Source organism: Kitasatospora sp. NPDC085895, assembly GCF_040702125.1.
Lineage (GTDB): Bacteria > Actinomycetota > Actinomycetes > Streptomycetales > Streptomycetaceae > Kitasatospora > Kitasatospora arboriphila.
In genome coordinates, this window is the sequence record NZ_JBFBJY010000004.1 from 183382 (window position 1) to 197374 (window position 13993).

The following is a 13993-nucleotide window of genomic DNA, read 5'->3' on the forward strand; positions in this document are numbered from 1 at the left end:
GGGCCCGCCGAACTCAGCTGAGCTGCTCCAGCGTGCCGGTGTGCAGCTCGCCGACCCGCCCGCCCTCGCCCTCGTACGTCCAGAAGACCCGCACGGTGAGGGCGGCGAGGTCCATCACGTGGCTGACGGTGATCCCGCTCTGCTCCGTCCAGCTCACGAACCAGAGCTGCTGGCCGACCTGGGCGACGTGCAGCGACACGTCCTCGAACTGCCCGGCCGACTCGCCGAGGCCCTCCCAGCGCAGCCGCTTGCCGTCGGCGGAGTAGGAGTTCCGGAAGGCGGCGCCGTTGTCGACCTGGAAGAGATAGGTGTGGCCGGCGAAACCCGGCAGAGGCGCGGTCATCTCGGGCGTTTCCTCGGAATCTCGGCGGGTGCTGCGGCCCCGGCGGCCGCACCCGTTCAACCTAGCGGACGCCGTGATCGTTCCCCACCATGTCCGGCCGACTGCGATCGAGGACACGCCCCGGGCCGACCCGGACACGCCGGGGCTCCACCGATGGGAGCACACGGCCGCCGTTCCCGCCCCCGGCGTCCGCCACCGTCGCCGGCCGCCGGCAAAGGCGTCGATCCCGCTGTCCGGGGCGGCAGTTGGACGCCGCGACTGATGCTCCGTAGTCGAATTTCCGTGGCGAGCGTCGGCCTTCGCGGTCGGCCGCCCGTCGCCGGATCGACGTTTCCGCCTCACATCGACTTTCCTGAAAGGGAATTGACGCCGACTCGGCAGAAGGCGGCCGGGCCGGGGGTTCCGGCGCGTCGTGGACGGCCACGTGGTCTGGACCTGTCGGTCACTCAGCGTGGCGAGCGGGGGCGATTCCGGATGGTCCGCTATTGCACTCGAATGGCCGTCAAACTCCCTCAACTCTCCTATTTTTCAAGTGAGTCGGCTGCTGCGTCGAAGTCTTCATGAATTCTTCACGCATCGACAGATGGTGAGCAGTCGGCAGTTGTCCGCCGTCGAACCGTGTGCTTACTCTGGCCGCGATGTTCCGCCCCTGCGGACCTCGCGGCCGGTACGCCGATTCCCGTCCAGCCTGCCGCGAGCACCACGAGCACGGAATTCGGACGGGAACGGGGGAGCCGAATCGGCGTGTCGACGCGCCCTGCACCGTTTGTGCGTCGACCCGGGGACGAGCCGTGCCGTGCGGCGGCCCGACCCTGCCCGAAAGCCGAACTCGGCCCACCCGTGGGCACCTTCGAGGACACCGCCATGCCTTTTTCCATCAGACCGGCACGCCTCGGCGTGGCGGCGGCCGCGGCGATGCTGCTCGCGCTGCCGCTCGCCGGCCACGCCGAGGCCGTCCGGCTCGTCACCCAGGACGGACTCGCCCCCGCCGGGATGACCGAGGGCACCGCCGCGAGCGCGCAGCTCACCGTGCACTCCCTGGTCTGCATCACCGCCAGGACCGTCGGCGTCGCCGTGCGTGACGGGGCCGGGCACAACCTGGACTTCCCCGGTGCGGCGACCAACGTCCGGATCTGCCCGGGCGGTGTCACGATCACCACCGGCTCCCGCACCCTGCCGGCCGGAACGTACACGGCCTTCGGCTACTGGCAGGACTACGCCAACGCCTGGCACGACCTCGCCCAGCAGACCCTGACCGTCGCGCCCTCCTCCACCGGGCCGACGCCGCCCGGCCCGACGCCGACCCCGGACGATCCCGACATCCCGCTGCCCGGCGGCTCGTTGGTCTGGTCCGAGGAGTTCGACGGCTCGATAGCCTGGGGCTCCAAGTGGGTCGGCGACCGCAGCAGCGCGTACCGCTACGGCGACCACAACCCGGACGACAACAAGCTCGACCTGCTGAACCCGGGTGCGGTCGAGACCGCCGACGGCGCCGCCGTCTTCACCGCCACCCGGTCCGAGCAGCGGCTGGAGAACGGCCGCCGCGCCTGGGAGACGGGCCTGCTCACCACCGAGGGCTCCGATGAGGGCTTCCGGGTGCACGCCGGCGACTACGTCGAGACGAAGGTCCAACTCCCCGAGGGCGCAGGCGCCTGGCCCGCGCTGTGGACCTGGCGCAACGGCGGCAGCGAGGTGGACAGCTTCGAGTACCACCCCGACAATCCGCACCTGCTGGAACTCACCAACCACGTCCGCCGCGGCGCCAAGTACTACACCGACGCGGACGCCGTCGCGCCCGGCAAGTGGGTGACCATCGGCACCCGGTACGGCACCAACTCGGTCGACTGGTACGTCAACGGCGAGCGCGTCTGGTCGGACGGCCGCGGCGTGGGCCGGCGCTGGTCGGCGTACCTGATCCTCAACCTCTCCGTGGTCGCCGGGAAGTACCACCCCGGCCCCGACGGCGCCGAGCCGATCACCGCCGCCGCCGACTACGTCCGGGTCTACCGCTGAGGCGTCCGCCGGAGCGCGCACGGAAGCTCAGCGTGACCAAGCGGACGCGCCAAGTGCGCGGCGAAGGGCCCCGTTCGGCGGCTGCGCGGACGGGCCGCTCTCGGCGTACGTTGGAGATCCGGAGGTGAGTGCCATGACCGAACAGGTTCTGAGTGAGGTCGGCGCGGTCGTCGCGCCGGAGCGCGAGGCCGAGTTGGTGGCCCTGTACCGCGAGCTGGTGTCGGGACCGCTGCCCGAGGGTCTCGTCCGCACCGAACTGCTCCGAGGCCCGGCCGGTCATTGGCGGGTGCAGAGCCTGTGGCGGGACATGGCGGCCCTGGAGGCCGTCCGCAACGCGCCGGAGCGGCCGGCCGCGCCGAGGATCTTCCGGCTGGTGGGCACGGAGCCGGAACTCACCGTGCACCAGGTGGTGATCGAGCAGGTCGGGGAGCTCAGCCTGCACTGAACCCCCGTCCGGCCAAGGCTGCTGGCGTCCCGTCAGGGCGCCAGCACCCGGCCGAGCCGTTCGGCGATCTGGCGCATCACCGGCACCAGGGCGGCCTCGCCGTCCTGCGCCTCCAGCGCCCTGATCCGGGCCTCCGGGCCGGACACCGAGAGCGCGGTGGGCGTGGGCGCGCCGGGCACGGCGACCGCGATGCACCGGACGCCGATCTCCTGCTCCTGGTCGTCGACCACGTACCCGGCCTCCCGGGCCGCCGCGAGGTGCTCCAGCAGCTCGGCCGGGTCGGTGTGGGTGAACGGGGTGTGCGCCTGCAGCGGCCGGCTGCCGAGGACCGCACGGGCCTCCTCCTGCGGGAGTTGGGCCAGCAGTGCCTTGCCGACGCCGGTGCAGTGCGGCTGCACCCGGCGGCCGACCTCGGTGAACATCCGCATCGAGCGCCGGGACTGCACCTGGCCCACGTACACCACCTCGCCGCCCTCCAGGACGGCGAGGTTCGCCGTCTCCCCGGTGGCCTCCATCAGCTCCGCGAGGTACGGGCGGGCCCAACTGCCCAGCAGGCGGCCGGCCGTCTCGCCGAGCCGGATCAGCCGCGGGCCGAGCGTGTACCGACGGGCGGTGTCCTGCCGGACATATCCCTGCTGGACGAGGGTACGGATGAGTCGGTGGATCGTCGGCATCGGCAGGCCGGAGCTGGCGGACAGCTCACTGAGCGCGGCCGTGCCACCGGCCTCGGCCAGTGCCTCGAGGAGGAGGAAGGCGCGCTCGACGGACTGCACGCCGCCGGTGCGGTCGGTGCCTGTCCGGTCTGCGGCGGGGGTGCTGACCACCGGTGTTCCCTTCGCTCTCGGGGGAGGAGTAGAGTCCCGCCGATCACATCAACAAACCGTTGAAATTCTGTATCGCGGAAACTAGGCTCCACTGTACAGAACGGAACCCGCCCGTAGGGGGGTCCGGATCTCGGGAGTTCCCATCGGAACCCCCAGTGCTGGCTCAACCGTCCAAGGAGTGTCCTGCCCATGGCTGCAGATCAGGGATCCGCCGGCGCGTCGTCCGCCGCCCCGGTCGTCACGGTCGCCGGTCCGCGCGTCGCCCGCGCCGAGGAGGTGCTCACGCCGGAGGCCGTCTCCTTCGTCGTCGGGCTCCACCGTGCCTTCGAAGGCCGCCGCCAGGAGCTCCTCGCCCGACGGAAGACCCGCCGCGCCGAGATCGCCGCGGCCGGCACCCTCGACTTCCTGCCCGGGACGGCCGACGTCCGCGCCGGGGACTGGCAGGTCGCCGAGGCCCCGCGCGCCCTCCAGGACCGCCGGGTCGAGATCACCGGCCCGACCGACCGCAAGATGGTGATCAACGCCCTCAACTCCGGTGCCCGGGTCTGGCTCGCCGACTTCGAGGACGCCACCTCGCCCACCTGGGAGAACGTGGTCTCCGGCCAGGTCAACCTGATCGACGCCTTCGAGGGACGGATCGACTTCACCTCGCCGGCCGGCAAGGCGTACACCCTGAGGCCCGCCGCCGAACTCGCCACCGTGGTGGTCCGCCCGCGCGGCTGGCACCTCGACGAGACCCACCTGCTGGTGGACGGCGCCCCGGTCTCCGGCGGCCTCTTCGACTTCGGCCTGTACTTCTTCCACAACGCCGCCCGGCTGATCGCCCGCGGCGCCGAGGACCCCAACTCCGGGCCCTACTTCTACCTGCCGAAGACCGAGAGCCACCTCGAGGCCCGGCTGTGGAACGACGTCTTCACCCACGCGCAGGCCGAGCTCGGCATCCCGCACGGCACGATCCGCGCCACCGTCCTGATCGAGACCATCACCGCGGCCTTCGAGATGGAGGAGATCCTCTTCGAGCTGCGCGACCACGCCGCCGGGCTCAACGCCGGCCGCTGGGACTACCTCTTCTCGATCGTGAAGAACTTCCGCGACGCCGGCGACCACTACATCCTGCCGGACCGCAACACCGTCACCATGGCCTCGCCCTTCATGGCCGCCTACACCCGCCTGCTGGTGCAGACCTGCCACCGCCGCGGCGCCCACGCGATCGGCGGCATGGCCGCGTTCATCCCCTCCCGCAAGGACCCGGAGGTCAACGCGGCCGCCCTGGAGAAGGTCAAGGCCGACAAGGACCGCGAGGCCGCCGGCGGCTTCGACGGCTCCTGGGTCGCCCACCCGGACCTCGTCCCGGTCGCCCGGTCCTGCTTCGACGCCGTGCTCGGCGACCGGCCGAACCAGAAGTCCTCGCCGGGCTCGCCCGAGCCCGTCACCGCCGAGCAGCTGCTCGACATCGCCGGTGCCGGCGGCAGCTGCACCCGCGCGGGCCTGCACAACGCCGTCCAGGTCGGCGTCCGCTACATCGAGGCCTGGCTGCGCGGCCTCGGCGCGGTCGGCATCTTCAACATGATGGAGGACGCCGCCACCGCCGAGATCTCCCGCTCGCAGATCTGGCAGTGGATCAACAACGGCGTCGTCCTCGCCGACACCGGCGAGAAGGCCACCGCGGAGCTCGTCCGCCGGCTCGTGGCCGAGGAACTCGCCGAACTGCGCACCGAGCTCGGGGACGCCGCCTACGCCGCCGGGCGCTGGACGGAGGCCGCCCGGCTCTTCGAGCAGGTCGCCCTGGCCGAGGAGTTCGTCGACTTCCTCACCCTGCCCGCGCTGCCCCTGCTCGACTGACCCCAACCTATCCGCCGGGCGAGCGGCCCGACGCCCGCCAGGACGTCGAACTCGTCCGCCGCAATTCACCGTTCCGTACGGCTCCCGCTGCCCAGACGCCGGGAGCCGTACGGAACACCCGCGTTCGGAGGCACTTCCCCATGGCGCTCATCTTCTTCAACGGCCAGGCGATGACCGGCGGCCCGTTCCACCCGCTGGTCGCCGAGTACCTGGTCGGCCCGGTCCGCACCGCACCCGGCCACCGCTTCTTCTCCGTCCGCGACGTCTGCCCCGGCCTGCTGCCCGACCCGGGCGGCAGCGCGGCGATCGAGGGCGAGCTCTACGACCTCCCGCTGGAGCACCTGCGGGACGCCGTCCTGCCGGGCGAGCCCCCGGAGTTGGAGCTCGGCGTGATCGCCCTCTCGGACGGCACGCCGTGCCTGTCCATGGTGCTGCGCCGCGGTGAGCTCGAGCGCGGGGTGCACCGCGAGATCACCGGCCACGGCGGCTGGCGGGCCTACCTGGCCACCCTCGGCCGCACCGCCTGACCGGCGCCCCCCGGGGGGGCGCCGGCCGGGCGGACGCGGAAGGTCAGCCCGCCTTCCAGAACTTGACCGAGTCGACGGCGATGTCCGCCGAGGAGCCCACGGCGGGCACGGTGCCGCCGAGGGCCGTCTCGGACTGCAGCACCCAGTGCATCGAGTTGGCGGGGATGCGCGCGGTGGAGCGCCCGATCACCTTGCCGTCCAGGTAGAAGGTCACGCCGTCCTTCTGCCAGTCGACCGCCGAGGTGTGCCACGCGCCGGCGGTCGGGACGCCGCTGGAGTAGGCGTCCTGGTCGCTGCCCGAGGTGGCGTCGGCGCGGTGCATGAAGGCGCCGATCGAACCGTTGAGGTCGCCCTCGGGGAAGTCGATCTCGCCGTGCTGCGGCCAGATGCCGTCGTCCGGCCAGAGCAGCCACGCCATCTTGTAGCCGGAGGCCGAGGTCGCCTTCCAGGTCACCTCGAAGCGCCCGTACTGGACGCCGTCGCCGGTGGGGGAGGGGAGCTTGGGCGCCGGCGCGGAGACCCAGGTGCCGGAGGAGTCCCGGTTGAGGTGGAGGTTCATCTGGCCGTTGGCGATGGACATCGTCCTCGACGGCGAGTAGGTGCCGTTCTTGCTGGTGTCCTTCCAGCCGTCCGGGTAGGCCCACCACTTGCTGTCCACCGCGGCCGGCAGCCCGGAGCAGTGGCTGGCGGTGATGGACGGGCCGTTGGAGCAGCCCGTCCAGCTGCCGAGCGGCACGTTGACGCCGTCGAAGTCGTCCGATCAGGTCGGCGCACCGGCCGTCGAGGTGGGGGAGGAGCTCGCCGACGGGGAGGCGGTGAAGCTGGGTGCCGCCGTGGTCGGGGCCGCGGTCGGCGTGCTCGGCGCCGGGGTGGCGCTCGCCGTGGGGGAGGGACTCGGGGCGGCCGCGGTCGGGCTCGGGGCCGGCGCGGCGGTGCCCGAGGCGCGGACGTCGAGCGTCTGCACCGGGAGGTCGTGCCAGCGCCGGTCGGCGTCCTGCCAGGTGCCGAAGGCGGTGTAGACGCCGGCCGGCAGGGCGCGGGCGGCGGTGGTGACGGTGACCCCGTCGGGGCAGATCCGCACGTTGCGGCCGCTGCCGGGGAAGTCCAGCTTGTTGCCGGCGGCGTCGCGGACGGCGACGCCGATCCTCCGGGCGGTGAAGCAGGCGGAGGAGTGGACGGAGAGGGAGGCGGCTGCCGCGGTGTTCGCGGCCATGGCGACCGGCGCGAGCCGGTCCTGGGTCACCTCGGGCATGCTGGCGGCCTCGGCGCTGCCCAGGAAGGGGACGGCCAGCAGGCCGAGCCCGGCGACCTCGCCCACCTTGAGGGCGATGGCGGAAACAGGCATGGAGTTGTTCCTCGACGACGCCTGCGAGGTGAGCTGTCGGATTCGGGCCGTCAGGTGGCCCGGCCGCCCGGTGGGCGGCTTCACCCCGAGCCCTGGCCGTACGCGAGCATGCGCGCGGGGCCAGGGCGACTTACCTGGTTCCCCCGCTCCCGTCCGTGTCGCATCTCGCGTTGCCGTCACCGGGCGGACGGGACTCGGCGGTCCCGGGACGGGGCCCGCATGGAGCGGGCGTCCGAGCAGGTCAGCAGGGTCCTCCCGGAGGGCAAGGCACCGGACCGTCGATGTCGGGTCCGTCACATCCGGGCGCGCCGCAGCCCCCGGACCCTCGCCGTGGGTCCGGGGGCCGCGCTCCGTACGGCCGCCGGCCCGCTGTGGGCCGGCCGGGGGCCACGGAGTCCGGGTGGCGTACCGTCCCTGGTACGGCCCGGAGTGCGGGGGGTCAGGCGCGGGAGGCGAGCTCCTTCGCGGCGCGGGCGCAGGCCAGCGCGATCCGGTCCTCGTCGACGGTGGTCAGCACGCCCTTCTCGACGACGGCGTTGCCGTTGACGAACAGCACCGCCAGCGGCGGCAGGGCGCCCATGGTGAGCGCGGCCACCGGGTCGGCGATCGAGGAGTGCATGATGCCGTCGACCTTCCACAGGGCCAGGTCGGCGAGCTTGCCGGCCTCGATGGAGCCGATCTCGTTCTGCCGGCCGAGCACCCGGGCGCCGCCCATGGTGCCCAGACGCAGCGACTGGCGTGCCGTCAGCGCGTCGGGGCGGCCGTGCAGGCGGTTGATCAGCAGCGCGTTGCGCAGCTCGGTGCCGAGCTCGCCGGACTCGTTGGAGGCGGTGCCGTCGACGCCGAGGCCCACCGGCACGCCGGCCTTCAGCATGTCCGGGACGCGGGCGATGCCGGCCGCCAGACGGGCGTTGGACGAGGGGCAGTGGGCGACACCGGTGCCGGTCTCGGCGAACTTGGCGATGTCGGAGTCGTTCATGTGGACGCAGTGCGCCATCCACACGTCCTCGCCGAGCCAGCCGGTGGACTCGAAGTAGTCGGTCGGGCCCATGCCGAACAGCTCCTTGCAGAACTGCTCCTCCTCGGCCGTCTCCGAGCCGTGGGTGTGCAGCCGGACGCCCTTGCGGCGGGCCAGCACGGCCGACTCCCTGAGGAGTTCGGTGGAGACCGAGAAGGGCGAGCAGGGCGCGAGGGCCACGTGCAGCATCGAGCCGAAGGAGGCGTCGTGCCACGTGTCGACGGCGGCCTCGGAGGCGATCAGGATGTCCTCGGTCCGTTCCACCGCGTGGTCCGGCGGCAGGCCGCCGTCCTTCTTGCTGCGGTCCATCGAGCCGCGCAGCGCGGTGAAGCGCAGGCCGAGCTCCTGCACGCCCTCGATCGAGGCGCCGAGGACGTCGCCGCCGCCCTGCGGGAAGACGTAGTGGTGGTCGGAGGCGGTGGTGCAGCCGGACTTGAGCAGCGCGGCGGCCGAGCCCTGGGTGGCGGCGTGCACCAGCTTCTCGTCGATCCGGGCCCAGGTCGGGTAGAGCGCGACCAGCCAGTCGAAGAGGATGTCGTCCTGGGCGAGGCCGCGGGTGATCCACTGGTAGAAGTGGTGGTGGGTGTTGACCAGGCCCGGGGTGACCAGATGACCCTCGCCGTTGATCCGGCGCACCACGTTGTCCAGCCACTGCGGGGCGGGGCCGTCGCCGACCGACTCGATCCGGTTGCCGAGGATCACCACGTGGCCGCGGGCGTACTCGGTGTCGTCTGCGTCCACCGTCGCGACGGCGACGTTCTCGATCACGATCCGCTGGTCGGCGGGTGGGGGCTGGACTGCCATGGCGTGAACTCCTTGGGGCGAGGGCTGGGGGTGTGCCGCGGGCGGGCGGCGGGTGGGGCGGGCCGGACGGGGTGCGGAGGCCGGCGCGGGGAAGCACAGGGGCCCCGCGGCGGCGCCGTCCGGCCCGTGGCGGGCGGGTGCCGGTCCGGTCAGGCGACGGGTATGACCGGGACGACGCCCTCGCGGTGGACGGTGCCCTCGATCAGGCCGTACATCCGGTCGGCGGCGTAGTACACCTCGTTCTCGTTCTTGAGGCCGAAGGGCTCCAGGTCGACGAGGAAGTGGTGCTTGTTGGGGAGCTCCAGGCGGACCTCGTCCACCTCGGCGCGGTTGTTCAGCACCCGGGTGCCCATCGCGTGCAGGGTCTGCTGCAGCGAGTAGGAGTACGTCTCGGCGAAGGCCTCCAGCATGTGGCGCTTCACGTGGTTGTAGGAGCGGTTCCAGTTCGGCTGCGGCTCGTCGTCGCGGCCGGTGTAGCCGTACTTCCAACGGGCCGTCACCTGGGTCGCCAGGATGCGGTCGTAGGCCTCCTGGAGGGTGGTGTACTTGTCCTTGATGTAGCCCCAGAACTCGGAGTTGGTCGTGTTCATCACGACCAGGTCCTTGAGTCCGGAGATCACCTGGACGGACTCGCCGTCGAACACGATCTCGGAGGTGCGTACCTCCTGGCCGTTGCGGACGAAGGAGTGGCCGACCTCCTCGGAGCCGATGAAGCGGGCGGAGCTGTCCGGGGTCCGGATGCGGTCCCAGGTGTACTCCTCGATGCGGATGCGGGCGCTGTGCACCACACCGCGCTCGGTGTTCTCGACGAAGTGGCGGGCCAGCGTGATGCCGAAGGCCTCCGCCGACTCGATGCCGTACTCCTTGGCGAAGGCGTAGACGGTGTTCTTCGTCGTGTCGGTGGGCAGGCAGTTGGCGTTGGAGCCGGTGAGGTGGACGTCCTCGAACTCGCCCTGCAGGGAGACCGAGACGTTCAGGTCCTTGATCTCGTGCCGGGTGGAGTCGCGGTAGACCCGGACGATGCGGTTCTCCGCCTTGCCGTACTGGTTCTGGCCGAGCACGTGGGCCATGGCATGGCTCCTAAGGTTCCAGGTCGGTCTTCTAGCTTCCGCGGTAGACCGAGTAGCCGAACGGGTTGAGCAGCAACGGCACGTGGTAGTGGTGCTGCGCGGGCGCGACCGTGAAGACGATCGCCACCTCGGGGAAGAACGGCGCCGCCTCGCCCCGGGCCGCGTAGTACGCGGTGGTGTCGAAGAGCAGCCGGACGACCGAGCCCGCCTCCGCGGCCGGCAGGTCCTTGGCCCGGCCGTCGGAGTCCGTGGCGGAGGTGCCGAGCACCTTCCAGCCACCCTCGGTGTGCAGTGCCAGCTCGACTGGCACGCCCTCGGCCGGGCGGCCGAGGCTGGTGTCGAGCACGTGCGTGGAGATGCCAGTCATGGGTTGAAGCGCCTTACTGATGGCAGGAATTGACTGACCGTCAGGAGTCTAGGCCCCGTCGAGCAGTCGGTTGATGCGGATGTCGTTGATCTTGCGCAGCTCGCCGCGGACGATCTCGCGCTCGGTGGCGGCGTCGTTGGAGTGGCGCTCGCGCAGCGAGGCGAGCATGGTCGCGGCCGTGCGGCCGGTCGCGCAGATCAGGAACACGTGGCCGAACTTCGCCTCGTAGGCGGCGTTGGCCTCGCGCAGGTCGTCGAGGAGCGCGCTGTCGGCTCCCCGGATACCGGCCTGCTCGCGCTCGGAGGTGGCGTCGCCGGCCTTCGGGGTGCCGATCCGGGCGTGGCCGGCCATCGCGTCGGCGAGGTCCGCGGTGTCGAGGACGGCCATGGCGGCGGCGTTGGCGTCGAGCAGGGCCGTGCGGTCCCGCCACGGCCGGGCGGCCGCGACCGCCTCGGCCCAGCGGGGGCTGGAGCAGATCTCCAGCAGCGTCTCCCGCAGATCGGCGGCCGGGGCCGCCGCCAGGGACTCAAGCGCCCCGGCGTCCGCGGTCGGAGCGGTGGATTCGTTGGTCACGGGTGGACCTCCTGAAGAGTGGTGCCACTCGCACAAGCTAGATCCACCACCGCGGACCGTCAACACTTTGTTGAACGGTTGGTGGTTACGTTTCGCGGCGGGCCGGGTTGCCGGGGGATGTCGTGTGGGATCCGCCAATGGGTCCGGCGCGGCGGGCGGTGGAGACTCGGGGCGGGCGGTGTCAGCCCTTCCGGGAGCCTTCCTGCCGGTTCAGGTAGTTGTAGACCGTGAAGCGGCTGACGCCGAGCGCCGAGGCCACCGTCTCCACCCCGTGGCGGACGGTGAACGCCCCGCGTTCCTCCAGCAGGGCGACCACGTGCTGCTTCTCGGCCCGGTCGAGCTCGGTCAGCGGACGCCCGTCGAACTGGCGCACCATCTCCGCGAGCAGTCGGTCCAGCGCACTGCTCAGGTGCGGGAGCCGCACCGCCACGGCCGCCTCGCCGTCCCACTCCAGGACGACGTCGTCCGGGCGCGCCTCGGCCGGCTCGACCGCGGTGGCGCCCACCGCGTCCAGCAGCGGCTTTATCGCGGCGGTGAGCGGGTGTTCCAGGGCGCTGCTCACGGCGTACCCCCTCCTTCCGGGGACTGCTCGTCGCCGAGCACGCTGATCTGGACGGAGATCCGGGTCGCCCCGGCCTCCAGGGTCTCGCGCAGCAGGCGCGTCACCGCGGCCAGGGTCTGCTCGGCGTCGCCCTCGGCGCTGGTGCCGAAGGGCCCGACCGAGACGTCGAGGCCGGCCTCGTCCACGACCCGGCGGGCAGCCTTGGCGTGGTCCGGGAAGCCGTCCAGCTCGAACGGTTCTGTCGTGAACTCCACCATCAATCGCACGCGCTCACTCTAGACGGCCCGCGCAAGGGTCGGACCGGGCGTGCGGGGGTGCGGGGCGGCTGGGTGATCGGACAGGCCGCGGGCGGTGCGACCGGCGCCGTTCGGCCACTTCAACAAATTGTTGCGACGGCCTTGACGGCCCGGAAGCTCCTCGGCGAAGCTTCCACCAGACAGAATCCCCCTTCCGGATCGTGGAAGTCGGGAACGGAAGAGAGGGAAGGTGAGCACGTGACTGCCGCCGCCGCGCACAGCTACACGGTCAACCTGTCGATCCTGTTCAACGAGCTCCCGCTGCTGGAGCGCCCCGCCGCCGCGGCCGCGGCCGGCTTCACCGCCGCCGAGCTCTGGTGGCCCTTCGGCGAGGAGCACGACCCCTCGCAGGCCGAGCTGGACGCGCTCCGCAAGGCCTTCACCGACGCCGGCGTGCAGCTCACCGGCCTCAACTTCCTCGACGACCTCGTCAAGGGCGCCCGCGGCACCGCCTCGGTGCCGGCCGAGAGCGAGCGCTTCCGGGCCAACGTCCCGGTCGCCGCGGCCCTCGCCGACTCCCTCGGCACCAAGGCGCTGAACGCCCTCTACGGCAACCGGGTGGCGGGCGCCGACCCGGCCGAGCAGGACGCCCTGGCGCTGGAGAACCTCGTCCTCGCCGCCCGGGCCGCGCACTCCGTCGGCGCGGTCCTGCTGATCGAGACCCTCAACGCGGTCGAGTCCCCGGACTACGCGCTGCTCAGCGCCGAGGCGGCGGTCGAGGTCGTCGACAAGGTCAACGCGGCCACCGGCCTCGGCAACGCCAAGTTCCTCTGCGACCTCTACCACCTGGCCAGGAACGGCGAGGACCTGGCGGCGGTGATCTCGACGTACGCCGACCGGATCGGCCACGTGCAGATCGCCGACGTCCCGGCCCGCAACGAGCCCGGCACCGGCGGACTCGACTTCGAGGACCTCTTCGCCCGGCTCACCGCCGCCGGCTACCAGGGCCGGATCGGCCTGGAGTACAAGCCCTCCACCGGCGTCAGCGCCGACAGCTTCGCGTGGCTCCCGCGCGAGCTGCGCGCCGGCTGAGCCCCCTCCCACCACCTCCCCAACGCAAGGAGCACGACGCGATGAGCCGCAAGATCGCCTTCATCGGCCTCGGCATCATGGGCAGCCCGATGGCCGCCAACCTGGTCCGGGCCGGCCACCACGTCACCGGCTACAACCTCACCCAGCCGCAGATCGACGCCCTGGTCGCCGCCGGCGGCCACGGCGCCACCAGCATCGCCGACGCGGTGAAGGACGCCGAGGTCGTCATCACCATGGTCCCGGCCGACCCGCAGGTCGAGCAGGTGATCCTGGGCGAGGGCGGTGTCCTGGAGAACGCGCAGCCGGGCACCCTGGTGATCGACATGTCCTCGATCACCCCGCAGACCTCCATCAAGGTCGAGGCCGCGGCCAAGGATCGCGGCGTGCGCACCCTGGACGCCCCGGTCTCCGGCGGCGAGGCCGGCGCGATCGAGGCCGTCCTGTCGATCATGGTCGGCGGCGCGGCGGAGGACTTCGCCGAGGCCAAGCCGCTGCTCGACGCCCTCGGCACCACGGTGATCCACGTCGGCCCGGCCGGCGCCGGCCAGACCGTGAAGGCCGCCAACCAGCTGATCGTGGCCGTCAACATCCAGGTCCTCGCCGAGGCCGTGGTCTTCCTGGAGAACGCCGGCGTCGACCTGCAGGCCGCGCTGGAGGTGCTCGGCGGCGGCCTGGCCGGCTCCACCGTGCTCAACCGCAAGCGGGCCAACATGCTGAACCGCGAGTTCGCCCCCGGCTTCCGGATCGACCTGCACCACAAGGACATGGGCATCGTCACCGACGCCGCCCGCGCCGTCGGCGCCGCCCTGCCGGTCGGTGCCGTGGTGGCCCAGCTGGTCGCCTCCGCCCGCGCCAACGGCGACGGCTCGCTCGACCACTCCGCCCTGCTGCGCGGCGTCGAGCGGCTCTCCGGCCGGACGGTCTGACCCGGC

Annotated in this window: 16 protein-coding genes and 1 riboswitch; of the genes, 6 read left to right on the forward strand and 10 right to left on the reverse strand. The window is 72.1% G+C overall.

All coding sequences use genetic code 11. From position 1 onward, the window contains the following. Window positions 1-13: 13 nt before the first annotated feature. Window positions 14-343 carry a hypothetical protein gene (locus AB0442_RS04325; RefSeq protein ID WP_344627580.1) on the reverse strand — a complete coding sequence of 110 codons (330 nt, stop codon included), beginning with the start codon at window positions 341-343 and terminating at the stop codon, window positions 14-16. An 864-nt stretch (window positions 344-1207) separates the two neighbouring features. On the opposite strand from AB0442_RS04325, the gene AB0442_RS04330 reads away from it, so the two are divergent. Then, on the forward strand, window positions 1208-2356 hold the full coding sequence (locus tag AB0442_RS04330) for a hypothetical protein (protein WP_366160495.1): 1149 nt from the start codon (window positions 1208-1210) through the stop codon (window positions 2354-2356). A gap of 133 nt (window positions 2357-2489) precedes the next feature. Next, entirely contained in the window at window positions 2490-2801 is a 312-nt protein-coding gene (locus AB0442_RS04335; protein WP_366160497.1) for an antibiotic biosynthesis monooxygenase, read from the forward strand. Between the two features lie 32 nt (window positions 2802-2833). On the opposite strand, the gene AB0442_RS04340 is transcribed toward AB0442_RS04335, so the two are convergent. After that, the gene (locus AB0442_RS04340) at window positions 2834-3625 is read right to left on the reverse strand and encodes an IclR family transcriptional regulator (protein WP_366160498.1); all 792 of its coding nucleotides are present in this window, start codon (window positions 3623-3625) and stop codon (window positions 2834-2836) included. A 189-nt stretch (window positions 3626-3814) separates the two neighbouring features. Here AB0442_RS04340 and aceB point away from each other — a divergent pair, with 189 nt between their 5' ends. Both aceB and AB0442_RS04350 read left to right on the forward strand, forming a co-directional pair. Continuing rightward, window positions 3815-5467: a malate synthase A gene (gene aceB / locus AB0442_RS04345; RefSeq protein ID WP_363545662.1), complete on the forward strand. Its 1653-nt coding sequence runs from the start codon at window positions 3815-3817 to the stop codon at window positions 5465-5467. A 140-nt stretch (window positions 5468-5607) separates the two neighbouring features. Then, window positions 5608-5994, forward strand: a complete 387-nt coding sequence (locus AB0442_RS04350; RefSeq protein WP_344627575.1) for a gamma-glutamylcyclotransferase — start codon at window positions 5608-5610, stop codon at window positions 5992-5994. Window positions 5995-6037: 43 nt separating this feature from the next. Here AB0442_RS04350 and AB0442_RS04355 read toward each other — a convergent pair whose 3' ends face one another. The 8 genes from AB0442_RS04355 to AB0442_RS04390 form a co-directional block, all read right to left on the reverse strand. Then, the gene (locus tag AB0442_RS04355; protein WP_366160500.1) at window positions 6038-6730 is read right to left on the reverse strand and encodes a glycoside hydrolase family 16 protein; all 693 of its coding nucleotides are present in this window, start codon (window positions 6728-6730) and stop codon (window positions 6038-6040) included. Window positions 6731-6754: 24 nt separating this feature from the next. Beyond that, window positions 6755-7339, reverse strand: a complete 585-nt coding sequence (locus AB0442_RS04360; RefSeq protein ID WP_366160502.1) for a hypothetical protein — start codon at window positions 7337-7339, stop codon at window positions 6755-6757. Between the two features lie 3 nt (window positions 7340-7342). Then, a riboswitch (cyclic di-AMP (ydaO/yuaA leader) is annotated at window positions 7343-7519 on the reverse strand. Window positions 7520-7778: 259 nt separating this feature from the next. Next, window positions 7779-9161 (reverse strand): 8-oxoguanine deaminase, encoded by a 1383-nt coding sequence (locus AB0442_RS04365; protein WP_363545656.1) that lies wholly within the window; start codon window positions 9159-9161, stop codon window positions 7779-7781. A gap of 149 nt (window positions 9162-9310) precedes the next feature. After that, window positions 9311-10231, reverse strand: coding sequence for a factor-independent urate hydroxylase (gene pucL, locus AB0442_RS04370; protein ID WP_359985952.1), 921 nt, complete (start codon window positions 10229-10231; stop codon window positions 9311-9313). 31 nt (window positions 10232-10262) lie between these two features. Then, on the reverse strand, window positions 10263-10598 hold the full coding sequence (uraH, locus tag AB0442_RS04375) for a hydroxyisourate hydrolase (RefSeq protein WP_344627572.1): 336 nt from the start codon (window positions 10596-10598) through the stop codon (window positions 10263-10265). Window positions 10599-10646: 48 nt separating this feature from the next. Then, window positions 10647-11171: a 2-oxo-4-hydroxy-4-carboxy-5-ureidoimidazoline decarboxylase gene (uraD, locus tag AB0442_RS04380; protein ID WP_366160504.1), complete on the reverse strand. Its 525-nt coding sequence runs from the start codon at window positions 11169-11171 to the stop codon at window positions 10647-10649. Window positions 11172-11352: 181 nt separating this feature from the next. Next, window positions 11353-11733: a helix-turn-helix domain-containing protein gene (locus tag AB0442_RS04385; protein ID WP_366160506.1), complete on the reverse strand. Its 381-nt coding sequence runs from the start codon at window positions 11731-11733 to the stop codon at window positions 11353-11355. Beyond that, window positions 11730-11999 carry a thiamine-binding protein gene (locus tag AB0442_RS04390; RefSeq protein ID WP_363545646.1) on the reverse strand — a complete coding sequence of 90 codons (270 nt, stop codon included), beginning with the start codon at window positions 11997-11999 and terminating at the stop codon, window positions 11730-11732. The genes AB0442_RS04385 and AB0442_RS04390 overlap by 4 nt, the downstream gene beginning before the upstream one ends. 228 nt (window positions 12000-12227) lie before the next feature. Between AB0442_RS04390 and AB0442_RS04395 the strand changes: the two genes are divergently transcribed. Then, the gene (locus AB0442_RS04395; RefSeq protein ID WP_366160508.1) at window positions 12228-13061 is read left to right on the forward strand and encodes a TIM barrel protein; all 834 of its coding nucleotides are present in this window, start codon (window positions 12228-12230) and stop codon (window positions 13059-13061) included. Between the two features lie 41 nt (window positions 13062-13102). Further along, window positions 13103-13987: a 2-hydroxy-3-oxopropionate reductase gene (locus AB0442_RS04400; protein WP_366160510.1), complete on the forward strand. Its 885-nt coding sequence runs from the start codon at window positions 13103-13105 to the stop codon at window positions 13985-13987. Window positions 13988-13993: the final 6 nt, after the last annotated feature.